General features: G+C 41.5%; 22 protein-coding genes. 9 read left to right on the top strand and 13 right to left on the bottom strand.

What is annotated here, in order from left to right; genetic code table 11:
• Positions 1–72: 72 nt before the first annotated feature.
• Positions 73–1,218, top strand: a complete 1,146-nt coding sequence (locus tag M3204_RS02330; protein ID WP_251477962.1) for an aminotransferase A — start codon at positions 73–75, stop codon at positions 1,216–1,218.
• Between the two features lie 37 nt (positions 1,219–1,255).
• Here the strand turns inward: M3204_RS02330 and M3204_RS02325 are convergent, their stop codons facing one another.
• Together M3204_RS02325 and M3204_RS02320 are read right to left on the bottom strand one after the other, a co-directional pair.
• Positions 1,256–1,432 (bottom strand): hypothetical protein, encoded by a 177-nt coding sequence (locus M3204_RS02325; protein ID WP_167831916.1) that lies wholly within the window; start codon positions 1,430–1,432, stop codon positions 1,256–1,258.
• 63 nt (positions 1,433–1,495) lie between these two features.
• Positions 1,496–2,425 carry an NAD(P)-dependent oxidoreductase gene (locus M3204_RS02320; RefSeq protein ID WP_285856857.1) on the bottom strand — a complete coding sequence of 310 codons (930 nt, stop codon included), beginning with the start codon at positions 2,423–2,425 and terminating at the stop codon, positions 1,496–1,498.
• Between the two features lie 178 nt (positions 2,426–2,603).
• On the opposite strand from M3204_RS02320, the gene M3204_RS02315 reads away from it, so the two are divergent.
• The gene (locus M3204_RS02315) at positions 2,604–3,269 is read left to right on the top strand and encodes a GNAT family N-acetyltransferase (protein ID WP_251477956.1); all 666 of its coding nucleotides are present in this window, start codon (positions 2,604–2,606) and stop codon (positions 3,267–3,269) included.
• A 402-nt stretch (positions 3,270–3,671) separates the two neighbouring features.
• Here M3204_RS02315 and ptsP read toward each other — a convergent pair whose 3' ends face one another.
• The 6 genes from ptsP to M3204_RS02285 form a co-directional block, all read right to left on the bottom strand.
• The gene (gene ptsP / locus M3204_RS02310) at positions 3,672–5,387 is read right to left on the bottom strand and encodes a phosphoenolpyruvate--protein phosphotransferase (RefSeq protein WP_251477953.1); all 1,716 of its coding nucleotides are present in this window, start codon (positions 5,385–5,387) and stop codon (positions 3,672–3,674) included.
• Positions 5,387–5,653: a phosphocarrier protein HPr gene (locus M3204_RS02305; RefSeq protein ID WP_251477950.1), complete on the bottom strand. Its 267-nt coding sequence runs from the start codon at positions 5,651–5,653 to the stop codon at positions 5,387–5,389. Before M3204_RS02305 ends, ptsP begins: the two co-directional genes overlap by 1 nt.
• Positions 5,654–6,055: 402 nt before the next feature.
• The gene (locus tag M3204_RS02300) at positions 6,056–7,312 is read right to left on the bottom strand and encodes a hypothetical protein (protein ID WP_251477947.1); all 1,257 of its coding nucleotides are present in this window, start codon (positions 7,310–7,312) and stop codon (positions 6,056–6,058) included.
• Complete coding sequence (locus M3204_RS02295; protein ID WP_251477944.1) at positions 7,305–8,504, bottom strand: DUF58 domain-containing protein; 1,200 nt, start codon at positions 8,502–8,504, stop codon at positions 7,305–7,307. Before M3204_RS02295 ends, M3204_RS02300 begins: the two co-directional genes overlap by 8 nt.
• 4 nt (positions 8,505–8,508) lie before the next feature.
• The gene (locus tag M3204_RS02290) at positions 8,509–9,453 is read right to left on the bottom strand and encodes an AAA family ATPase (RefSeq protein ID WP_251477941.1); all 945 of its coding nucleotides are present in this window, start codon (positions 9,451–9,453) and stop codon (positions 8,509–8,511) included.
• 335 nt (positions 9,454–9,788) lie between these two features.
• Complete coding sequence (locus M3204_RS02285; RefSeq protein ID WP_251477939.1) at positions 9,789–9,983, bottom strand: hypothetical protein; 195 nt, start codon at positions 9,981–9,983, stop codon at positions 9,789–9,791.
• A gap of 375 nt (positions 9,984–10,358) precedes the next feature.
• On the opposite strand from M3204_RS02285, the gene M3204_RS02280 reads away from it, so the two are divergent.
• Positions 10,359–10,547, top strand: coding sequence for a YkvS family protein (locus tag M3204_RS02280; protein ID WP_023615106.1), 189 nt, complete (start codon positions 10,359–10,361; stop codon positions 10,545–10,547).
• Between the two features lie 45 nt (positions 10,548–10,592).
• Here the strand turns inward: M3204_RS02280 and M3204_RS02275 are convergent, their stop codons facing one another.
• Complete coding sequence (locus M3204_RS02275) at positions 10,593–10,709, bottom strand: DUF6254 family protein (RefSeq protein WP_251477936.1); 117 nt, start codon at positions 10,707–10,709, stop codon at positions 10,593–10,595.
• Between the two features lie 128 nt (positions 10,710–10,837).
• Between M3204_RS02275 and M3204_RS02270 the strand changes: the two genes are divergently transcribed.
• Positions 10,838–11,449 (top strand): CPBP family intramembrane glutamic endopeptidase, encoded by a 612-nt coding sequence (locus M3204_RS02270; protein WP_251477934.1) that lies wholly within the window; start codon positions 10,838–10,840, stop codon positions 11,447–11,449.
• Positions 11,450–11,639: 190 nt separating this feature from the next.
• Positions 11,640–12,305: a hypothetical protein gene (locus tag M3204_RS02265; RefSeq protein ID WP_251477932.1), complete on the top strand. Its 666-nt coding sequence runs from the start codon at positions 11,640–11,642 to the stop codon at positions 12,303–12,305.
• Positions 12,306–12,351: 46 nt separating this feature from the next.
• Here the strand turns inward: M3204_RS02265 and M3204_RS02260 are convergent, their stop codons facing one another.
• Positions 12,352–13,395: a YkvI family membrane protein gene (locus M3204_RS02260; protein WP_251477930.1), complete on the bottom strand. Its 1,044-nt coding sequence runs from the start codon at positions 13,393–13,395 to the stop codon at positions 12,352–12,354.
• A 363-nt stretch (positions 13,396–13,758) separates the two neighbouring features.
• Here M3204_RS02260 and M3204_RS02255 point away from each other — a divergent pair, with 363 nt between their 5' ends.
• Positions 13,759–15,912 (top strand): ATP-dependent Clp protease ATP-binding subunit, encoded by a 2,154-nt coding sequence (locus M3204_RS02255; protein WP_251477927.1) that lies wholly within the window; start codon positions 13,759–13,761, stop codon positions 15,910–15,912.
• A gap of 118 nt (positions 15,913–16,030) precedes the next feature.
• Positions 16,031–19,057 carry an efflux RND transporter permease subunit gene (locus M3204_RS02250; protein ID WP_251477924.1) on the top strand — a complete coding sequence of 1,009 codons (3,027 nt, stop codon included), beginning with the start codon at positions 16,031–16,033 and terminating at the stop codon, positions 19,055–19,057.
• A 282-nt stretch (positions 19,058–19,339) separates the two neighbouring features.
• On the opposite strand, the gene M3204_RS02245 is transcribed toward M3204_RS02250, so the two are convergent.
• A complete protein-coding gene (locus tag M3204_RS02245) occupies positions 19,340–21,034 on the bottom strand; it encodes a M3 family oligoendopeptidase (protein WP_251477921.1) in 1,695 nt (564 codons plus the stop codon).
• 160 nt (positions 21,035–21,194) lie between these two features.
• On the bottom strand, positions 21,195–21,629 hold the full coding sequence (locus M3204_RS02240; protein ID WP_251477918.1) for a MarR family winged helix-turn-helix transcriptional regulator: 435 nt from the start codon (positions 21,627–21,629) through the stop codon (positions 21,195–21,197).
• Between the two features lie 279 nt (positions 21,630–21,908).
• Here M3204_RS02240 and M3204_RS02235 point away from each other — a divergent pair, with 279 nt between their 5' ends.
• Positions 21,909–22,478 (top strand): LemA family protein, encoded by a 570-nt coding sequence (locus M3204_RS02235; protein WP_251477916.1) that lies wholly within the window; start codon positions 21,909–21,911, stop codon positions 22,476–22,478.
• Between the two features lie 2 nt (positions 22,479–22,480).
• On the top strand, positions 22,481–23,215 hold the full coding sequence (locus tag M3204_RS02230; RefSeq protein WP_251477913.1) for a TPM domain-containing protein: 735 nt from the start codon (positions 22,481–22,483) through the stop codon (positions 23,213–23,215).
• A gap of 295 nt (positions 23,216–23,510) precedes the next feature.
• Here M3204_RS02230 and M3204_RS02225 read toward each other — a convergent pair whose 3' ends face one another.
• On the bottom strand, positions 23,511–24,503 hold the full coding sequence (locus tag M3204_RS02225) for a phosphotransferase enzyme family protein (RefSeq protein ID WP_251477911.1): 993 nt from the start codon (positions 24,501–24,503) through the stop codon (positions 23,511–23,513).
• Between the last annotated feature and the right edge of the window lie 46 nt (positions 24,504–24,549).

Below are 24,549 nucleotides of genomic sequence, written 5' to 3'. Positions count from 1 at the left end.
AAGCAAACGAATTTTACACCTTTTTGCTTCAGCATGGTAAAATAATGATATTCAATCGGAGGGATGAAAGACGTGGAGCATTTAATCAGCCAAAGGGTAAAAAATATAGAAATCTCAGGCATCAGGAAGTTCTTTAATCTGGTTGCGGATGTGCAGGACATGGTATCCCTGACTATTGGCCAGCCAGACTTTCCAACACCGGAGCATGTAAAAGAAGCGGGAAAGAAAGCAATCGAGGACAACATAACTACATACACACATAATGCTGGTTTAATTCAGCTGAGACAGGCTGCGGCAAACTTTTACCGAACAAAATACAATATAGATTATTCAGCTGAGCATGAAACAATCATCACAGTAGGTGCAAGTGAGGCGATCGATATTACCTTCAGGACCATCCTGGATGAAGGCTGTGAGGTCATCCTTCCTGGTCCTGTTTATCCAGGATATGAGCCAATCATCAAGCTTTGCGGTGCCACTCCAATCTATGCGGATATCAGGAATACTGGATTTCGGATGACTGCCGAGCTGATTGAGAGCCTAATTACCGAAAAAACAAGGTGCATCGTCCTGCCATACCCATCGAATCCTACGGGGGTCAGCCTGAATGAGACCGAGCTTCAGGGAATCGCACAACTCCTAATGGACAAGGATATTTTTGTGCTGGCTGATGAAATATACAGTGAACTGGTTTATGGGCAGAAGCATGCTTCGATTGCACAATTCATGAAGGAAAAGACAATCGTCATCAATGGACTTTCCAAATCGCATTCGATGACAGGCTGGCGGATTGGAATGCTTTTTGCACCTGATTTTCTTGCAAAACATATTTTGAAAGTCCATCAATATAATGTGACTTGTGCCACTTCGATTGCACAAATGGCTGCACTAGAGGCATTGACTGTCGGAATCGACGACGCAATACCGATGAAAAATGAATACGGGGCTAGAAGGGATTATGTCTTTGACAGGCTAATGGCAATGAATCTGGAAGTCATAAAACCTGAAGGCGCTTTTTACTTTTTTGTAAAAATTCCTGATTCCAAGCTTTCATCATTTGATTTTTGCATGGACCTGGTCAATAAGGTGAAGCTTGCTGTTGTTCCTGGCAGTGCATTCTCTACATATGGAGAGGGTTATTTCAGACTCTCGTATGCTTATTCAATGGAGACATTAAAAGAGGGTATGAACCGTTTAGAAAATTATGTAAATGGTTGATTTTAAAAAGCCGTTCCCCCACAGGAACGGCTTTTTTTTACCCTTTATATTTACCGTTATTCTTAGGAGCTTTTTCTTTCTTTGCTTTGTCCTTGTGAATCTTGTTTGTTGCTGCACTTCCAATTTCATGGGAGAATTCAGAATCGATCACTGCAGAATCGAAGCCTTTTTTATTCTTTTGCTGTGGATCATTCTTTTTCGTCCTTTTTGCCATAGAAATCCCCTCCTTTTGTTTTAGTATTTTACCTAGGGAGGAGGCTATGAATAGAAAGTTTTATCATTGTTTCCAGTACTTATACAATGCCTGAGTACCGCTGTTTTCTTCACCTTTTTCAGCAAGCTGCTCATACAATGACAATGCCATTGAAAGCCCTGGCACGTCCATATCCATCCGCTCGGCTTCGTCTAGGGCAATTTTCATGTCCTTAATAAAATGTTTGATATAGAATCCAGGCTCGAAATTTCCATTGATCATGCGCGGTGCCAGGTTGGACAGTGACCAACTGCCTGCTGCACCTGTCGATATGCTCTTCAAAACAGTTTCTGGATCAAGGCCGGCTTTTTCGGCATAGATGATGGCCTCGCATACTCCTATCATGTTTGAGGCAATTGCAATCTGGTTGCACATTTTCGTATGCTGGCCTGCACCTGCATCACCCTGGTATACAATATTTGTGCCTAGTATATTCAGGAGCGGTTCCACTTGCAGAAATGAATCATTATCTCCTCCAACCATGATCGCCAGCCTTGCTTCGCGGGCTCCGACATCTCCGCCAGAAACAGGGGCATCAATTGCATGAATGCCTTTCTCTTTTGCCTGTTCATAAATCTTTTTGGCAAGGGAGGGAGTTGAGGTGGTCATATCAATTAAATAACTACCTTCCTTGCCATTGGCAACGAGACCGTCCTCACCAAGATACACTTCCTCCACGTCTGATGGATAACCAACGATTGTAAAAATCACATCCGCTTTCTGGGCAACCTGGCGAGGAGAATCTGACCAGACAGCCCCTTTTTCAATTAGTTCTGAAGCCTTTTCCTTTGTTCTAGTATAGACCGTCAGCTGATAGCCAGCATCGAGCAGATGTCCTGCCATGCTTTTTCCCATAACACCTGTTCCGATGAAGCCAATCACCGTGTCTTCTTTAGAAAGCATATGTACTCCTTCTTTCCAAATATATTTTAGTTTTATTTTAACACTGTACATGAAAAAGGCCGAAGAATTTATCTTCGGCCTCCCAGAACGATCTGCAATTTTATGCGCTCTATGTTTTACCCTATTTGTTGTAGGTTGAAACCTTGTTTTTGAATTTTTTCACTTAGATTGCCTTTAAGGACCATTCTTCTTATACTTTGGCTAAAGGATAAAAATTTGAGGTGCGCAAATGTATTATAAAGAATTATATGTTTTTGAGAATTCCACTCCAGTAAAAGCAATTATCAGGAATTATGGCAAGGATGATTTTAACCATTTGATCCGTGTACAGCAAGAGGCCTTCCCTCCTCCGTTTCCTGAGGAGCTTTGGTGGAATACAGAACAACTGACGAACCATATTACATTGTTCCCTGAAGGGGCACTCTGTGTAGAAATCGAAGGAAGGATTGCTGGTTCCATTACGGGCTTAACTGTGAAGATAGACGATGGGGATGAAAATCATTCCTGGGCAGAGATCACCGATAATGGCTATATCCGGAATCACGACCCTAATGGCAATACTTTGTACATCGTCGATATATGCATTAGCCCGTCTTACCGCAAGCTTGGGCTCGGTAAATGGATGATGCAGTCCATGTACGAGACAGTCGTCCACTTAGGACTTGAAAGGCTATTGGGAGGAGGCCGGATGCCAGGATACCACCTCTACTCGGCAGACCTGTCTATTGAACAGTATGCAGAAAAGGTACTCGAAGGAGAATTAAAGGATCCAGTCGTTTCATTTTTGCTACGCTGCGGCCGTACACCGGTAAGACCGGTGGCAAATTACCTTGAGGACGAGGAATCATTGAATTATGGAATGCTTATGGAGTGGAAGAATCCATTTAAACGTTAGAAACTGCCAATACTGTCATATTTTTGTAAAACTTGTTTTTCTATCCTCATAATTTTTTTGGGATGTGTTGACTGGTTTGTGCTCCCACTGATTGCGACCGAATTTCTGAATCTCCCTCGTTTTCGGGAGTAAAACGCCTTTGGCTGCGACCTAATTTCAGTCTCTCCTTCAATTTCGGGAGCAGAACGCCTTTGGCTTCGACCGAATTCTCGACTCTCCCTCGGTTTCGGGAGCAGACCGGTTGCCACATACAAAAAATCCACAAAAAAATGCCGGCTGATTAACAGCCGGCCAAATCTGGGGGAAAATGAGAATGATTAGCTTACTTTCAGTCTAACCAAAGTGCTTATTCATATATACCCGCCATCTATAGGGTAAAACATTTTTTATATTACATTTATGTTACAAAGACAAAGCCTGGTTTACTGCTTCTACAACTTCTTCGGTTGTGCTCATATTAACCACTGTTGAAGCAAGCTTTTCCATATCGGACTTATTTAAGTTCCTGATGAGAGAACGTGCTTTAAGGATTGAAGAAGCACTCATTGAGAACTCATCGAGGCCTAAACCAAGCAAGATTGGAATCGCCGTTTCGTCCCCTGCCATTTCTCCGCACATGCCAGCCCATTTACCTTCTTTATGGGCAGCATCGATCACCATTTTCACAAGACGAAGAATGGATGGATTGTAAGGCTGGTACAAGTAAGATACCTGCTGGTTCATTCTGTCAGCCGCCATCGTGTATTGAATCAGGTCATTTGTGCCGATGCTGAAGAAATCCACTTCCTTAGCAAACTGGTCTGCAAGGACTGCAGTTGAAGGGATTTCTACCATGATGCCGAGCTCGATGTGATCAGCAACCTGGACGCCTTCGTTTACTAATTTCGCTTTTTCCTCTTCAAGCATTGCTTTTGCTTCTCTGAATTCAACCAATGTTGCGATCATCGGGAACATGACTTTCAAGTTACCATGAACACTTGCACGTAAAAGAGCGCGAAGCTGCGTGCGGAAAATGTCCTGTTCCTCAAGGCAAAGGCGAATCGCCCGGAAGCCAAGGAAGGGATTCATTTCTTTAGGCAGATTTAAGTATGGAAGTTCTTTATCGCCGCCGATATCCAATGTCCGGACAACGACAGGCTTCCCTGCCATTCCTTCAAGAACTGCCTTGTATGCTGTAAATTGTTCCTCTTCGGTAGGAAGCTGGTCCCTGTCCATATACAGGAACTCTGTGCGGTAAAGGCCAATTCCCTCGCCGCCATTTTCAACTACACCTTTTAAATCCTTAGGCGTGCCTATATTTGCCGCAAGCTCGACATGGTGTCCATCAGCAGTAACCGATTTTTCATTAACTAACTTAGCCCATTCAGCTTTTTGTTTTACAAAGTCTTCCTGAGTCTTTTTATAGACTTCCAGCACTTCTGGAGTAGGGTTGAAATGTACTTCACCCTTCAAACCGTCCACAACGACGATGTCGCCGTTGTGGATTTCTTCAGTAGCTGCCTTCGTTCCAACGACAGCAGGGATTTCCATCGAACGGGCCATGATTGCGGAATGGGAAGTCCGTCCGCCAATGTTTGTAGTAAAACCTTTTACAAATTGACGGTTTAGCTGTGCAGTATCTGATGGAGTCAAATCCTCGGCCACGATGACCACCTCTTCAGCGATCATGCTTGGGTTAGGGATTTGAATTCCCAACAAATGCGCCAGAACTCGTTTGGTCACATCGCGGATATCTGCTGCACGTTCTTTCATATATTCATTGTCCATTGACTCGAACATACCGATAAACATATCAGCTGTTTCTTTTAATGCATGTTCTGCATTTACATTTTCAGTATTGATTTTATCTTCGATGGGTGAAATCAACTCTGGGTCACTTAAAACTAGAAGATGCGCATCAAAAATCGCTGCTTTATCAACACCTAATGCAGTTCCGGCATGGTCACGGATTTGTTCAAGCTCAAGCTTTGACTTTTGAAGTGCAGATTGAAAACGCGCTACTTCCTCTGCAGGAGCAGCTACTGTCTTTTTTTCAAAAGAAAAATCCGGTTCGACCAGCTTGTAGGCTTTTGCGATTGCAATGCCATTGGAAGCTGCAATTCCCTGAAGAAAGCCCATTATTCAGCTAAACCTTCTTTTTTTAGAGCTTCTTCTAGTGTGTTAAGAGCATCTTGCTCGTCGCTTCCTTCAGCGAAGATTGTGACATCTGCTCCCTGGCCGATTCCTAATGACATTACACCCATGATTGATTTAAGGTTAACCTTTTTTTCTTTATATTCTAAGTGGATTTCTGAATCGAACTTGCTTGCAGCCTGTACAAGCATCGTAGCAGGGCGAGCGTGGATTCCAGTTTCAGCAACAACCTTGAATTGTTTTTGTACCATATTATATCATTCTCCTTTTTAATAGATGATTAAGATGACCATACATGATGCCTTCCAAACTAAATGGCTCAATTCAGCGAAAGGTCAAAATTCAGGCCTAGCTAAAATGATACTTGTATTTTACCCATTTGTATTGTTCTTTCACACCATATATTATTTCCAATCATTCCCTCAGGAATATCGACTGGCATCCCACACAAAAGGATAGCATTTTGCATAGGCTTAGACAACGAAAAAACCTTGTTTTTTTAAGGTTTTGGCCATTTTTTTTGATAAAACGTTTTCATTTTATCAAAATTGTGACAAGTGACTCGAACTATCTTTTACTCGCTGAAATGTTGTACTTAAATTTTTGCTCATTAAAATATCCTCTTAACTTTTGATCGGGCAAAATTAGCCGGATTACCCTTTAAAAACATTTTTCAGGACATCTTTCAAGCCGGGGTTGCTCTCTTCTTTACGTTTTTTTTGCAGGATTGATAACTGCTTTTTTATACTTTTAATATCCTCATTGAACCAGGCTTCCACTTCATATTCTTCATTTCCGCCATATCTGACCTTGTGGTATGTCTGGATTGTCCGGTCTTCATATTGGACACCAAGCCTGTCTAGCCAATCATTGAATGCTTCATGGCTGAACCTGCCAAGCTCCTTTTTCTGGGCGAATTTTTCGAGCTGGAAAATTTCCTTGCGGATTTGGTTCGACGGAATACCTGTCCGTCTCTTATAAATTTGATTTCTGGACTTTGAGCCGTTAAGTGAGCTTGAAGTGATATAGCCGCTTGGCGATACCGTCACCTCCTGCTTTTTGTTAAACAAATTCGTTTTTTTATAGATAAAATAGAAAATAACTACTCCGATCATAGCAAAGACGATTGGGCCCCAAAGGGCAGGATCGAAAATTTGCTGTGCTGTCTCAATCTGAAAATCATCTCTATTTTCAGGCTTCCGCTGTACTGAAAGCTTACTTGCTCTTTCTCTTATTGCCGGTGAGTCAATCCAGGCAAAAAAAGGATAAAGTACAATCGAAAGAATCAAACCTATCCCCTGCAAAATGTAAAAGAAGATATCTTTGAGGATATTTCTGCCGAACGTAATTATTAATACGATTGTAATGGCAATACCGAGCAGCTTTCCAAAGTCTATGGCGAATTTTCGTTTTGTGACAAGATCAATGTCAACCCATTTTATAAAAAATTGCCCCAAGACGATAAAAAACAGTTGAAAAGTCAGCAGGAATGCTATTTGAATTAAGTAAGTGCTGCCATAAAAGGATGCAAGCGGTGAAAGGAACAAGCCAACAAGAAAAGTCAAAACAAGCCAGACGCTTTCAGAATTGCTCGTAGAGTCTTGATGAAAGTTAAGCGTTCTCCAAAAAACAAACAATGCGATGCCACTAACGTAGAAAAGCTGAAGGCCAGCCAAAAAGCCAGCAACGAAAATCATCGGCATTACAACAAGTAAATACCACAGCTTCGCAATATTCCCTTTCTTCTCTAATAAAAAAGCAAACAATAATGATGCGCTCGCAGAAATTCCCATGGTGGAAAGCAATGGCATATGCTGGGTCGATAACAAGTGCAGCATTAATAGAATCAGGCTCGCAAAGGTCCATTCTATATAAAATCGAAAAAACACATTCAAGACATGATTATTCATTGACCGCCACTTCCTTTTTAGATAATTTCAAAGGTTCGAGGAAGGCGTCTTCTTCATGCTTTTGCAGTTCAAGAAGCTGCAGTCCATCTCTCCCGAAATCCCGGAAGTAAAGATCCGCACCTGCAGTACGGTCGCCAGCATGCATCATTGTCGGTGCTGAAGGCAAATGCCTCTTATAAAAAAACAGCATCTTTTCATACGGAATTGTAGGCGAATGGTAATCTGCTATCGCCAGGATATCAAGAAGTTTTTGCAGATGGTCCTTGCCAGTACCTAATGGAATATAAGTAAAAGGCGTTGTGCCCGCGGACCTGATATTCATACAAAGTGAAAAAGGAATATTAGCCCGCTGAAAGAAATATGCCATCTCTGCTATGCTGCTCATCAGGAATTCAAGTTTAGCGGTGACAGAGAAACCATCCGTTACATTAACAAAAAATACGGCACCTGACTCTGTGATCCTTTCAAATTCCTTTGTTTGCAAGGTCATTCTTCTTGCACTTGCTTTCCAATTGATCCTGTTGAAACTGTCGGCCGGCAGATAATCCCTTGTTCCTACCGGCCCCATATTATCCTCAAAAACTGAAAATAGTGATGGGCTGCTGCCTGGCCTCAGGGATTTATGTTTATCAATGTTCCGGACATTTATCGTCCGGGGATATACTAGTGCTTCAATGTTGATAAAATCCTTAAACTCGAGAATCGTATCACCAAAGCCGAAAAAATGCGGAATATGAAGCTCCAGCTTCCTGATCCTTGACATACCCCGCTTATCAGCAGTAAAGGGAATTTTAATATTGATTTTTTCCTTTTGGCTAAGGGAAAAAGGAACATAGACATCGACCTTTGACTGATGGATGTGAAATTCCCCAAAAGCAGGCGTGACTGCATCATCAAAATAAATGGTTAAATTCCCCTTCATGATCGGCAGTCCATAATTCGCAAACTTTAGTGACCACTCCCCTTGATCACCAATAAAAAAACGGTTCCTTTCACGGATGTTCTCAAACAAAAGTCCTTCGCCTATGTGTGTTAAATAATAGCTATTACCAGCCGCAATCAAAATAACCATCAGCCCGGAACCAAAAATCAGCCATGAATTGATATAAAAGCTGGCGATAAGCAATAGAATGCCGAGAAAGGACAGGATGGATAGAAAGCGGTCCTCTATGATTACTTTTTTCCACTGCATAGCCTTAAACCTCAACTTCCACCGGGAGTGGAATTGATTCCAGCAAATCCTTAACTACTTTTTCAGGCGTAGATGTTAATGAAGCCTCAGCAGATAAATAAATCCTGTGGCCTAATACGAAAGGCGCCATTTCTTTGACATCATTAGGAATCACATAACTCCTGCCATTAACGAGGGCCCTCCCCTGGGCTGCCTTCACCAATGCCAGAGTGCCTCGAGGACTGACTCCGAGTTCAATGGACGGATGATTCCTGGTTTCCCTGGTGATTTGAAGCAGGTACTGCTCGACAACCTCAGAAAGCTTCACATTTTCAAGCTCCCTCTTTAACTCGTGGATATCCTCTTCATTCAAGACAGGGTTAATTTCTGCCCTTGAAGAACCAAATCTATGTTTACGGATCATTTCGCTTTCTTCATTTAAATCCGGATAACCAAGTGAAAGCTTAATAAAGAAGCGGTCCATTTGCGCCACAGGCAGCTGAAATGTACCTTGCTGTGATTCAACCGGGTTTTGTGTTGCAATTACAAGAAAAGGAGATTTCAGCTGGATAGTGTGGCCGTCAATCGTAACCTGGTGCTCCTCCATTGCTTCAAGCAAGCTGGACTGAGTACGTGGCGTTGCACGATTTATCTCATCAGCTAACAGAATATTCGTTACGATTGGTCCTGGTTTTAATTCAAACTCCTGAAGTTTCGGATTAAAAAACTGAATACCCGTAATATCGCTTGGCAGTACATCAGGTGTAAATTGAATCCTGGAAAACTGCCCGCTGATTACACCCGCAAAAGTTTTAGCGAGCAAGGTCTTACCTGTCCCGGGTACGCTTTCCATAAGGATATGGCCATTATTTAAAAGAGAAATGACCATCATCTCCACTTCATGATCGCGGCCGATTACATTCTTGCTAATTTCCATTTTTAATAAATTGAGCTTCTCATTCCAACCCATCTCAAATCCCCCTAAAAACATTTCTTTTTTAGGCTCTTTTCGTATACAATTTGGATTTTTCTTTATGTATCATCGATCTTCCTTCTTAATGAAAAGAGCACGAAATTAGTTTCTTTCCAAAAAATCAAAGCTTGTAAAAAACTGATTTTTATAAAATTTGCTTATCTCAAAGTTTAACATCAGTATTTATAAAAGGATACTTATAACCATTTTTATCCAACAAAAAAAGAGACACCCTCAACGAGTGCCCTAGTAGTTTATTAAACTGAGCAAGGAACAGTTTTCTTGCCGGGAAATACGAAAAGAGCCTTTAATAATTACCGTTTTTTTTGAAATTAACTGCGAGCTTCATTCATATATTGATAAATGACATCCCCACCTCTTTGTGCGATGCCCCTGAATTTTTTAAAGTCCTCTCTTTTCACAATAACCTCCCGAAAAACCATAAAATCCTGTTTCGAAACGAATATTTCTTCTACTTCCCTATTTTTTAAGCTATCCAGCATCCTAGCAGCCTGGTCTTTTTCCATGAAAAGCTCCTCCTTATCCAGTCAAACTAACAACTATTTTATCTCCTTCCATTTGAATTGCAACCTTTATTCTAATAAATATTGAACCATATTAAGTATTAAAAAGAAGTTTCCAGCAAAATAAAAAGGGAATCTAATTTAAAAAGATTTCATTGATTTAGAACATGAAAGCCCAATTTATAAGAAGAAAAAAATTCCCTCTAGATGGAAATGAAAATGTTTTATATAATATTATTTATAAAGATTGAATTTTCTAATTTCTATAAAGTGAAAATTTCGTGAACATTTAAAATTTATAACAGATTTTCCTTTACGCATCTATCATTATAGTGCAAAATGTTAGTAATTCGAAATATAACGAAGGAGCGAGGTTATTTGAAGAAAGCTGAGGTTGGAAATGTAATCGAATTCAAAGAAGGATTACAAGGAGTAGTGGAAAAGGTCAATGAAAATTCTGTCATTGTAGATTTAACATATATGAACAATTTCCGCGACTTGGAGCTGGACCAGCGAACTGTAATCAATCATAAAAACTATAAAATTGTTAAGGAAACAGCCTATTAATATATGAGATACAAAGTAAAAGCAGCCGAGGCTGCTTTTTCTTCGTTAATTTTTCGTTTCTTTTCCAGCTAGTTCCTTAAAGGACTTCACTTTCCCGTGCGGATGCTGATCCTGCTTTCGAACAGCCCATTTGCGTTCTTGCTCTCGCTTAGATTCTGACATGCTTTCCCCTCCAATTTAGAAATAGTATTTCTGTATTACCATTCCCCAATTAGAAGAAATCTTTTCCTTACAACTTTAAGAAATTTTTTGGTACAATAAGTTTTGTTTCTGGAAAGGGGTTTATCATAATGAAAAATTCGATGGCGGATCGCAGGTTGGTTCTTGGGGTTTTGATCGCCCATCTGCTATTATTTTTTACCTTTGAGGATAAAGCAGTATTCTGGTATATATTCACAGCGTCAATGCTGGTTTTAATTAGTTACTCCATCATATATGAAGAAATCGAGGACAATGCGGCAACAATGCAATACTTAACATTAGGTATCGCATCAGGACTTGGCCTTTATGGGCTTTTTTGGCTGGGAAGTTTTATGATCGATGTATTGAATCTCCCCTTGTCCAATCAAATTTCCCGTCTTTACAGCAGATTCTCACCTGATATATTCTGGCATTATCTAGTGTTGGTAATAATAATCGCGCCCGGTGAAGAAATATTTTGGCGAGGTTTTATCCAAAAACGCCTGAGCAATTACTTTAGCATAAAAATGACCGTAGGCCTTTCGGTACTTTTGTATACTTCTGTCCATCTATATTCAGGAGAATTCATCCTCGTGTTAGCCGCGCTTATTGCCGGTCTTGTGTGGAGCGCCTTGTATGCATGGAAACGCAGCATGCCTCTCGTAATCGTTTCTCATATTGTTTTTGATTTACTATTGTTTGTCTTTCTGCCTTTACGTTGATAAAAGCTGTCACCTAATATCTATAAAAAATGACCCAGGCCTGCAATGGCTGCCATGGGTCATTTTTATTATTGTCCAATAAGCTTGTCCATGATATCTTTTGTTTATCAGCCAGGACTTGTAACTTTATTTTTTTTATTGCGTCTAAAAAAATAGATAACAACAAATGAGAATACAGGAGGCAACAAACATGAACAAACTTTTAAAACCTTTTGCGTTAGTAGGATTATCAGCAATATTCATAGCAGGCTGCGGTTCTATTGAGCCATCGGAGTCAGCGGACAAGGGTTCTGCAGCTAAACCAGTAACGGCACCTGAAAAAAATGAAGAAGACAAAACAGCAACTGATCAGGATCAAACAGACCAAAACAGCGAGGAAGGCATAATCCGCATCCTCGAACAAAATCTTACTTATAAAGTGAATGGTGAGCAGAAGGAACAAACTGCTTTCTTAAAAAACAACGACAATCAAAACTATTCTATGTATGTCTTGCCTGATTATGAGCTGACAGCAGAAGAACCGAACAAGGATGTTCTGTTTTGGAGCGAGGATGACAGTGTGTTCATGAGAATCGAATTGCTTCCTGCTGAGGTAGAGTGGCCATTAGTTGAAGAGAATTCAAAAGCCCAGCTGGCGGCCGTCGGCCCTGAAGTAAAAGAAATTGAAACACCCGAAGATCCTTTCTTTAGCAATGCTTGGGCAATGGAGACTAAGACCGAGTCAGACGTTGTTACTTCCTATTTAATCAAAAATGACAAACAACCGCTGAAATTGACAATCTTCACAAAAGATGGTGCTGACCACCGAGAAGCATTCATAGAAATGGCTAAAACAATCATGAATGAGAATGAATAAAAAGAAGGGGCTGCCCCTTCTTTTTTTGTGCAGTGTTTTAATATCCTCAATTATTAAATTTTATCGGTTTCATCCACAGTAGTATGATAAAAATCAGACTGATATAGCCGAAAACTGGATAGAGGATGGAAAGCAGTGTTCCATAATGAATCAAGCTGATAAAATAACAAATCAGGAATAGCAGCGCGACTATGAGCAAGCTCGGCAGTTTGATGTACCTTTGAATCTGTCTTTCCAAACCATAAATATTCCCGATTACGGATGTAAAAATCTCCCCATATACAATCAACACAAAAATCCAGTATAGTCCTGAAATTAATTGCTTCATGATCACTGCCATCGGAATTTCAAAGGTTTCAAAACCCGGAAGCATAATTAAAGTTAAATGGCTGGAAAGCAGGATTAAAGTAAGTGCTACGCCCCCTAGAATTCCTCCCCATTTTACCGTGTTATCATCCTTAATTTCGGCTGCGACTGGGACCAAGACCGCCTGTGCTAAAGAAAGGTTTAATGCTGTATATGAAAATGGTGCGACTACAGATTTCCAGCCATCCTCAGCATATGGAAGAAATACGACTTGTTCAATGAAGCCTGGCAATTTTGATGAAAGGAAAAACAAGATAAGACTGAACAAAATCATCATTGGCACAACAAAGGTATTTACCGCAAAAACTCCCTTTAAGCCTACAACCATTACTGCCAAAGAAAGAGCTATGGTAATAAAAATCCCAAGAGATTTTGACAGCCCGAGCTGTTCCTCAAAAACGGCCCCCGCTCCTGAAAGCATGACGGCACAAACTCCCAGAAGCATGACCAGCATTACCATATTGATTATTCTTCCAAAAAACCTCCCAAACAAGTGTTCATTCATTTCTTCATATGAACGGGCCCCGATAGAAGCTGCAATCCGCATTAGCTTAGAACCCATGTATATAAGCATATATCCGCTCATTAATATTCCAATCAAACCAAATAAACCAAAGCGGGAAAAAAATTCGACGATTTCCCTCCCGGTTGCAAAGCCTGCCCCTACAACAGTGCCAACGTAAACTGCAGCAATCTGAAAGGCAGCACCCCAGTTTGTCTTCAAAGCATTCCCCTCCCTCCTTTCCAATATATGTAGGCATAGACAAACCATGACGAGCTTTTTAAGAAAGGCTATTTTCCAATGAATTTTTACTTTTCGAAGAAACCTGTTCACCCATGTTTCTTTGGCTTCGAGAGCTCTTCCCGTTAATTTTTTTATCAATGAATGGAATAAAAAACGATTTTTACTTTTATGAAAAGCCTTTAGAAAAATCAAACATGTTTTAAATAGAAAAAATTCCCATAATCAAACCTCTTGAAAGTCAAAGAAGGTCAAACTATAATTAAGTTAAATTGATCAAAGATAGTCAAAGTCAAAGGCTATTAATCAAATTAAATATAGAAAAATTTTGAAGGAGGAATTTAAATGCTTTGCCAACATTGCCAAGTGAAACACGCTAACATTCAGTTAAAAGTAAATTTGAACGGTAATCAGAAGCATTTGATGCTCTGCGAAGATTGTTATCAAAAAGAGAGAGAGAAATTCGGGGCTTCCCTTAACAGCCCAATGTCCGGAATTGCCGGCTTTGGAGGTTCGCCCTTTAATGATATGTTCAATCAGTTTCCTGGAAATCCGGATCATAACATACCTGGGCAACCCTCACCTGCCTCTGCCCCTAAAAGCACAGGCGGAAATGGTTTTATCGATCAATTCGGCAGAAACTTGACCCAGATTGCCAAGACTGGACTTATTGACCCGGTAATTGGCCGTGACGAAGAAGTGAAGCGCGTCATTGAAATCTTAAATAGAAGAAACAAAAACAACCCGGTGCTGATCGGTGAACCTGGTGTCGGTAAAACAGCGATTGCTGAAGGCCTTGCACTGAAGATTGCAGTAGGCGATGTACCGAACAAGCTGAAAAACAAGGAAGTCTATCTTTTAGATGTAGCTTCAATGGTTTCCAACACAGGAATCCGCGGCCAATTTGAGGAAAGAATGAAACAGCTGATTGGTGAACTTCAAGCCCGCAAGAACATCATTCTTTTCATAGATGAAATCCACCAGCTTGTTGGGGCTGGCTCTGCTGAAGGTTCAATGGATGCTGGCAATATCCTGAAGCCAGCACTTGCCCGTGGTGAACTCCAGGTAGTTGGTGCTACAACCTTGAAGGAATACCGTCAAATTGAAAAGGACGCAGCGCTAGAAAGACGCTTTCAGCCTGTCCATGTCCTTGAACCTACTGTCGATGAAGCAATTGCCATTCTGAAAGGAATCCAATCTAAATACGAGGACTTTCATGAGGTATCTTTTGAGGAAGATGCGATCAAGGCTTGCGTACAACTATCACATCGCTATATCCAGGAGCGCTTCCTGCCTGACAAGGCGATCGATCTAATGGATGAAGCGGGTTCAAAACTCAACCTTGACTCTGATTACACAAATAAAAACGATGCCGAAAGCCGCCTTGCCGAAATCACGAAGGAAAAGGAAGAGGCATTGAAGCAGGAGGACTACGAGACAGCTGCAAAGCTTCGTGACGAGGAAGCAAAGCTGGAAAAGGCACTAAATGAAAACGGCAATACGGTACGTCCGTTTGTAACAGTCCAGCATATCCAGGAGATCATCGAAAAGAAGACTGGAATTCCTGTGGGCAAACTCCAGGAGGACGAACAAGTAAGGATGAAGAACCTTGTTGAAAACCTCAATGGCAAGGTAATCGGCCAGGAGCATGCTGTGCAGAAAGTAGCGAAGGCAATCCGCCGCAGCCGTGCTGGTCTGAAATCTAAAAATCGCCCGATTGGATCCTTTCTCTTCGTCGGTCCAACAGGTGTTGGAAAAACGGAATTGACAAAGACACTGGCTGAAGAATTGTTTGGTTCGAAGGATGCCATGGTTCGGCTAGATATGAGTGAGTATATGGAAAAGCACAGTGTTTCCAAGCTGATCGGTTCACCTCCAGGTTATGTCGGACATGATGAAGCCGGCCAGCTGACTGAAAAAGTCCGCCGCAACCCATACAGCATCATTTTGCTGGATGAAATCGAGAAAGCCCATCCAGATGTCCAGCACATGTTTCTGCAGATCCTTGAGGATGGCCGCCTGACTGACAGCCAGGGACGCACGGTAAGCTTCAAGGATACCGTCATTATCATGACAAGCAACGCAGGTGTTGGCCATAGGACAGTCAAGGTAGGCTTCGGCCAGAACACTGCTATCAACGAATCAACCATCCTGGATTCGCTAGGAGGCTTCTTCAAGCCAGAATTCCTGAACCGCTTCGACAGCATCATCGAGTTCAAGTCACTTGAAAAAGAACATCTTCTTCAGATTGTGGACCTGATGCTTGCTGTACTGAAAGGCACTCTCGCAGAGCAAAACATCAGTCTTGAGGTTACGGATGAAGTAAAAGAAAAACTTGCTGAGCTGGGATACCATCCAGCATTCGGTGCCCGTCCGCTTCGCCGTTCCATTCAGGAACAGCTGGAGGACTCTATAGCCGACTTCATCCTTGAAGACCCAGAAGCTGTGACTTTGGCAGCAGTGATTGACAATGAAGCAATCACCATTAAGCGCAAATAAATCTTGATAACCCGGAGGCCAACTCCGGGTATCTTTTTATTTTTACAGTTTAAAAGTGAAAACTACATAAAGAGCATATAGAATGAAAGTATACTTTTTAAGAAGAGAGGTAAACCTTATGGGTTTTTTGACGAAATTCAGTTTAAAAAATGCTTTTGCTGTTTTTATCATTTCATTCTTATTAATTCTCGGCGGCTTGTACTCCTTTACACGTCTAAAGGTCGATTTGCTGCCAAATATTGAATTTCCGCAGCTATCTGTGGAAGTCATTTATCCAGGCGCATCCCCGCAGGACATCAATGAACAAGTAACCGAAAAGCTCGAAACAAAATTCAAGGGTATTGACGGAATCAGCAAGGTTCAAAGTTCATCCTTTGAAAGCATCGCGATCATCAATCTCGAGTTCCCTTTCGATAAGGATTTGGATGATGCTGAGCAGCAGGTTAATACCTATATCAAAGATGCCGGCCTCCCTGAAACTGTCCAGACAAACGTAAACAGATTTTCCTTTGGCACCTTCCCGATTTTTAACATCTCACTGTTTGCCAAAGGTGATCAAGACTTGGAGCAGCTTGTTAATGAAGAAATCATTCCTGAGCTTAATAAAATACAGGGTATTAACAGCGTTTCTGTTGGCGGGATGACAGACGAAGTCCTGCAGATTACGGTTGATCAGGAAAAGGCTTCCCAGCTGGCGCTCAGTTTGAATGAAATCAAAGAAACAATTAACGCTAAAAAATTCAGTTTCCCTGCTGGCAACCTGAATGAAAATGAAATCCAGGTCCCTGTCAGGGTACAAGAAAAAATAGCTGAAATAAGCGAGCTGGAAAATCTGGTCATCAAATCTAAATTTGTACCAGAAGCTCCTCCAGTTAAACTAAGTGAAATCGCATCAATCGAAGTTGTAACTGAAAAGCCTGAAATCACTCGTTACAATGAAAAAGAATCACTATCAATGGCGATTACAAAAAAACAGGATGCCAATACTGTCGAAGTTGCCGATAAGGTTCTAGCAGTAATTGACGGCTATAATGACCGCCTGGATTATGCGATTGGCTTTGATTCTGCAGAGGGTATCGAGAAATCTGTAAATACATTAGTAAAAGAAGGGTTGCTGGGAGCACTATTTGCTTCAATAGCCGTGCTTATTTTCCTGAGGAATTTCAGGGCTACCATCATTGCGATTGTTTCGATCCCGCTATCTCTATTAATATCGTCAATATTCTTGAACCAGCTTGATATTTCCCTGAACATCATGACTCTTGGCGGGATGGCAGTGGCCGTTGGCCGCGTCGTTGATGACAGTATCGTAGTCATCGAGAATATTTTCCGAAGAGTACGGAAGACAAAGGAAGGCATGACGGATGAATTGATTCAGGATTCCACGAAGGAAATCCTTAAAGCTATCACATCATCAACGATTACAACTGTTGTCGTGTTTTTGCCTCTTGGACTTGTGGGCGGCATTACTGGTGAGTTCTTCCTTCCATTCGCACTGACCATCGTATTCTCACTGCTCGCTTCTCTGATCGTGGCGGTCACAATCGTTCCAATCCTGGCAAAATTCTCATTTAAAATGGTGCCAAAGGAAGAAAAAGAAGGTGCGATGCAGAGGGCTTACGCGTCCGCAATCAAATGGTCATTGAATCATAAAGCCCTGGTCATCATTATGTCCGTACTTCTGCTTGCAGGTTCCGGCTTCCTGGTTAAAGGACTTGGCTTCACTTTTATCCCGAACGAAGAACAAAAACTGCTTGTAGCAACATTCCAGCTTCCATCATCCACATCACTCGAAAAGACGAATGATGTTTCCGTGAAGGTCGAGGAAATGTTCGCAAGCAAAAAAGAAATTAATGATGTCACAGTCGGCATTGGCAGCCGGGATTTCCAGACTGGTTTGAAGCGCCAGAACCAGGCGAACTATTTTATCAGCCTTGGTGAAGGAATAAGTGTTTCTGAGTTTATACCTGAGCTTGAAAAAGAAATGGAGGACATCATCATCGCGATAGAGCCTGATGCAAAAATCGGCATTCAGGAGCAATCCACTGGCGGCCCTCCATCGAATAATAATGTGAATATCGACTTATACTCTACTGACCTCTCAGCATTGCAGCAGGCAGCAGCCTCAGTAGAAGATTATATGAATAAGCAAGAAGATCTTAAATATGTTTCAAACAATTTTTCCGAAAAACAAAAGCAGGTAATTGTTGATATCGATCCCGAGAAATCTGCTCAATTTGGTCTTTCTGGCTTCCAGATCCTTGGCACAATCACCGATAAAACTAAGCCGGTTGATGCTGGAACTATGGAATTGGGTAATGAAGAGCGCAAGGTTTCCATCACTTATGATGAGAAGTCAGAGACATTAGAAGACTTAAAGAATACGATTATTTTCACTCAGCAAGGACCTGTGCCAATAACAGAAATAGCTGAAATAACAGAATCAGACGCGTTCACTTCCATCCAAAAATTAGATGGTAAAATATTTGCGAGAGTTTCTGCGCAAATAGATTCAAATGATATCAGATCCGTATCAACCAACGTCATAAATGGTGTTAAGAATGATATCGACCTGCCTGAAGAGGTTACATTGGAAGGCGGCGGGGGCAGTGACGAAACAGTTGAGACCTTTACTCAGCTTGGCATTGCTATGGTTGTCGCAATTGGTCTAGTATATTTGACGATGCTGATCACGTTCGGGCAGGCCAGAATTCCTTTCATCATCCTGTCTTCGTTGATTTTCGTCCCAATCGGCTCCCTGCTTGGACTTTGGATCGCAGACGAACCAATGTCAGTCAGCGTTATGATTGGACTGCTTATGCTTATAGGGATTGTTACCACCAACGCAATCGTCATGGTAGACAGAATCGGGCAGAACCGTACCGAGAAAGGCATGCCAATCCGTGAAGCACTTATTGAGGCTGGCATCACTAGGCTTCGCCCGATCCTGATGACCGCATTTGCAACAATTGCTGCTTTAATTCCATTAGCACTGACAACATCATCAGGCACACTGATTTCAAAAGGGCTGGCAGTAACCGTTATCGGCGGCCTTACCTCCTCCACCCTGCTGACGTTAATTTTAATACCTGTCATCTATGAAGTATTTTTCTTCAGGCAGGTTAAAAAGGAACGCAGTATGTAAATTAAAAAGATGCCCGCATTGACATTAAGTCGATGCGGGCTTTCTTCTGTTATAATCGATTTCATTTTAATGGAATATATTTATTTTCTTAGGAATAAGTCATTAAACCAATTTCAATCGGCATGTTTTTTAACCGTAAGTATGCATTATTGAGCAAGTTTCACTTATAATTGTCCAATACAAGAGCAATTTGGGGCAATTCCTCCTATCTACAACTAAAATTGGTTAATATCTTTTCCGATAAATAAAAAAGCTAAGCCCGCTGGCCTAGCTTTTCCTTTTTTACAGCTTACTGTCATCGACAGAATCAAGCCAGTTTTCAATTTCACCGATTACAGATTCCACGCAGCCTTTTTCAAACGGAGATATTAGATTCGCTTCCTTTACAAGCTCAGTGAAAGCCATGCTGCCTCCAAGCTTGCACAGGTGGGCGTAATCATTCCACGCTTCTTCTTGGTTTTCCCTTGAACGCTTCCAGAATTGGAAGGCACAGATTTGTGCAAGTGTGTAGTCAATATAATAAAATGGTGAATTATAGATATGTCCCTGGCGCTGCCAGAATCCGCCTTCTTCCAAATAGGTATTGCTATCATAATCTTTATGAGGAAGATATTTCTTCTCAATTTCGCGCCATTGCTGTTTGCGCTCTGCAGGTGATGCTTCAGGGTTTTCGTACACCCAGTGCTGGAATTCATCTACTGATACTCCATAAGGCAAGAATAGAAGAGCGCTGCTCAAGTGAGAGAACTTATATTTATCTGTATCTTCCTTGAAGAACAAGTCCATCCACGGCCATGTGAAAAATTCCATGCTCATTGAGTGGATTTCGCATGCCTCATAAGTTGGCCAATTGTACTCCGGAATCTCGAAATGGCGGCTCGAATATACCTGGAATGCATGACCTGCTTCGTGGGTAAGAACATCAATATCTCCTGATGTACCGTTGAAGTTAGAAAAGATGTATGGCGATTTGTAATTTTCGATATATGTGCAATATCCGCCTCCGGCCTTACCCTTTTTAGCCACTAGATCCATTAGGTTGTTTTCATTCATATATCGGAAAAATTCGCCTGTTTCGCTTGAAAGCTCGTCATACATCTTCTGTCCGTTATCTACAATCCATTCTGGGCTTCCTTTAGGTACTGCATTGCCTGTTTTGAACCCGAATGGCTCATCATAATACTTTAGAGCGTCAACCCCAATGCGGCTCATCTGGCGTTCTTTAAGCTTTGTAGCGACAGGAACAATATATTTATGAACCTGGTCCCTGAAGGCAGCAACCATTTTACTGTCGTAATCTGTTCGGTACATACGGAAATAAGCAAGCTCTACAAAGTTTTTGTACCCAAGCTTATGGGCAATTTCCGTTCTGACCTTAACAAGCTCATCATAAATGCGGTCAAATTCTTCTCCGTGCTCAGAGAAGAACGCGAACTTTGCCTCGCTCGCTTTCTTTCTTGTATCACGGTCTTTTGACTCTGTAAAAGGATCAAGCTGCGCAAGGGTCCTTTCTTCACCTTCGAACATGATCTTTGCGGAAGCAACAAGCTTTGTGTACTCAGTAGAAAGCTTATTCTCTTTCTGCATCAATGGAACGATTTCTGGAGAGAACTGTTTTAATTGTGCTTCTGCCAATGCGAACAGCTGGCGTCCCCACTTTGCCTCGAGCTCATCCTTGAAAGATGATGCCACAAGTGCTTCATAATACTTCGTCACTAAACCCTCTACCTGAGGAGCAAGCTCGTCAAGAAAATCCTGTTCCTGCTTATAGAACTCGTCCTCAGTGTCGATAGAATGGCGGATGTAGCAAAGATTGAACATTGTTCCGACATCATTGCGCAATTCATTGATTTCGTTCATTGCTAAGCTCTGTTCCTCAACTGAGCTAGCATTTTTGAATTGTTCTAACAGGTTATCGAATTTGGCAGTAACCTCATCCAAATCCGGGCGAGTGTATGTATATTGCTCAAATTTCATGGTATTGCCCCCTTTTTCTCTATATAGGAATGAGCATATTCCTTTCTCTTTCCTATTCTACGAATATTCGTTATTTCCCTTTTTATTCCGTAAAAATTGTCCTTTTTAACTTAGGTATTTATTCGGGACTAAAAAAAAAACGGCAATTGCCGTTTCCTTTTTAATATTTGCTCACAGAAAGGCCGAGCTTCTTCAGCAGCTCAATCGCTGTGCCCTTCTCCTCTTCTGATAGGCTGCCCATCAATTCATGGATCAAAGCACTGTGCTCAGGGAAGATCTCTTCAATCAATTTTTGTCCATTATCGGAAATTTTCGCGTAAGTCACCCTTCTGTCTTTAGGGCAGGCAACTCTATTTAAATAGCCCTTTTCTTCAAGCTTATCCACAACGTAGGTAATACTTCCGCTTGCAAGCAAAATCTTTCCGCCAATTTGCTGCAGCGGCTGCTCACCCTTGTGGTATAGAAGCTCTAGTACAGCAAATTCAGTGGGATTAAGTCCGTTTTTCTGGATTACCTTGTTCACTTTTTCATTGACTGCCCGATATGCCCTGGACAGGACAATGAATAATTTTAAAGATTGATTTTCATTATTCATCCAATTTCATTCCTTTACCTTAAACGACTTTTCCATAACTAGAGTATAGCTGAATTTGTTGTTTTTATCAGTATTTCCCTTGATTTTATACAAAAAACTATTTTTTCTGCATAACTTTTTGCAATGATATATACATCTTTCAACTGAACAACCAGTGCATTAAGGCATTTACCTGGACAATTCAGCAGGTCTCCCAAAAACATTAAGTTTAAAAACCTGTTAAAAGAGGGAAAAATACGTTCATCACTATAACATCATAGAATCAGGAGTGGCAAATTCATGAAAAAAGGATTAGGAATCATTATTGGTTTGTTAGTCATACTCGGCATTTTCATCATGATGGGGGTAGGAAGTTATAACAGCTTTGTCGCTGAAGAGGAAAATGTCAACCAGGCATATGCACAGGTTGAGAATCAGCTCCAACGAAGGCTTGATCTTATTCCAAACCTCGTTAATACAGTTAAGGGATATGCAGCACATGAAAAAGAAGTCATTCAGTCAATTTCAGACGCAAGAGCTAGATTGGCTGGTGCGAAAACACCTGAAGACCAGGCAACTGCTAACGCGGAGCTTTCTGGTGCATTAAGCCGATTGCTCGTAGTCGTTGAAAACTATCCGAACTTAAAAGCAGACACACAGTTCACGCAATTAATGGATGAACTTGCTGGCACTGAGAACAGATTAGCTGTAGCAAGAAAAGACTATAACGACCAGGTCTCCGTGTATAACAAGAAAGTGAAGCAATTCCCAGGTGCCATTGTCGCTAGCGTTACCGGGTTTGACGAGAAGGAATACTTCAAAGCAGACCCTCGGGCGCAAGAAGCTCCTTCAGTTGACTTTGGAGGCTGACAATGAGCCACATAAGATTCTCCGGGTTATCAGCAATATTGGGCATCCTGCTGTTGCTGCTCCCAAACGGGGCAATCGCGGCACCGAATGAAATACCGGCACCTGTTGGAGATATCTATGTCCAGGACCATGCGAATATTTTAAGTGATAATGAAGAAATCCAGATGCGAAATATGGGAAGATCGATTGAAGACCAGAACACTTCGCAAATTGCTGTCCTTACTGTCGATACAATTGGTGAAACAAGCATTGAAGAATACGCAGTGGAAGCTTACCGCAAATACGGTCTTGGCACCGCAGAAAACAATAACGGTGTACTGCTCGTACTGGCGATGCAAGAAAAGAAGATCAGAATTGAAGTCGGCTATGGACTTGAAGGCATAATACCTGATGGCAAAGCAGGAAGAATTCTTGATGAATACGCCATTCCGCATTTGAAAAATGGACAGCCGAACCTGGCTGTCATGAATACTTATCAGGCACTGGCTAATGAAGTGTCTGGAACAAGTGAATTCGGAAATGCTCCGCGTGAGCCTCAGCAGCAGGATTTCCCGATTCCAACCTGGCTGCTGATCATTATCATAATAGGAGTCGTCATCCTGGATTTCATGTTCTTTGGCGGGACTCTAACCTATTTACTGCTGTCCATCATTTCAAGAGGAGGCGGCGGTGGCGGCGGGCCTCGGGGTGGTGGGGGCGGATCCTCCGGCGGCGGCGGTGCTAGCCGGGGCTGGTAATGATTAATGAAAGTAACAAAAACACCAGATTACCTCTTAATCTGGTGTTTTCTTTATAGTACATACTTTTCATAAAACATAACACACTAGGCAATGAAAGAAGGTGAGTGATAGTGAATCCACAATTCATGCGATACTATTTGATAATAGCGGTTATCACAGACTTAATTCTTATTGTTTATTTAAGTACACTGATTGATGAAATCGGGATTCTTTTCTTTCTTTTCATGGTCGTTATCCTATTGGGCGGAACTTTTTTCCTCTATACAATTTTAAAAAGGAATAATGGGCAGCATTAATTAACGTTTACAATCGGCCTTTTACTCCTGATCCTGGCTGATATCTCATCCATCATCTTAAGCAATCGTTCTCCCCTGTCTTCAGGGGCTATTTTTTTGTGTAAAACTGCATAAAGGACAACGTCACGGAGCATCAGGAATAATGGCACCTGAGCTTTCCATCCTTCCGGCAGCTCATTTTCTTTTTGATAGCCTTTAATGAATGCTTTCAGGAAACGATCAGAAAATTTCTGCCTCTCCTCCTGCTGGCTTGGAGGGATTTTATAAAAAATCGAGTAAAACAAAGGAATGGCAATATCAGATGCAAACCAGTGATAGCTTGCGTCATCAAAATCAAAGACATGGATTTTTTCTCCGTCATAAAAAAAGTTTCCTGAATGGATATCTGTATGGATTACACCAAATTGATCAGGGTTTTGCGAAAGCTCTGAAATTCTCGCAATAACTTCCCTGGCATTTTCAATTAATTGCGGGTCCCCTGATGGATAATGTTTCTCGACCTGTAACAGTTCGTCCTCGTCCCACCGCGCCCGCTTTTTGATGCCATCTGATGGTTTATATGTTTTTGTTGCTCGATGCATAAAGCCTGTTGTTTCGCCCCAGACCGAGAACAGATGTTCATCGAACTTTTCAGAACGGACGCCTATAGCCTCTCCCTTAGCTCTGGCGTACAGACATCCCATAAATAGACTGTCGTCTGCAGCGGGCAACACTTCTACTAATTGTCCGTTAATGGATGGGTAAACCTCAGGGACCGACAGGCCGGCTTTGTATAAATGCTGCATCCAATCCAATTCAGAAGCAATCTCTTCCTTGCTCCGATGGGAACTATGGGTAAGCCTTAATATATAGGGCTGCCCATCTTTATATGCCTCATAAACGTAATTTTCGAAATCGCCGAGTTTTTTTATCTTTTTATCAAGGGCGTATTTGTTTAAAAACTCATAGAGCAAATCTTGAGTCATCAAAGCATCCACAGCTTTTTCCATAGCTCTTCATATTCCCCTTTGAATAGTTTTTATTTTCTTAATACTT

Origin of the sequence: Mesobacillus subterraneus (assembly GCF_023715485.1) — a bacterium.
In the GTDB taxonomy this organism is placed as follows: Bacteria; Bacillota; Bacilli; order Bacillales; family Cytobacillaceae; genus Mesobacillus; species Mesobacillus subterraneus_B.
This window is presented reverse-complemented; position numbering and strand designations above follow the sequence as displayed.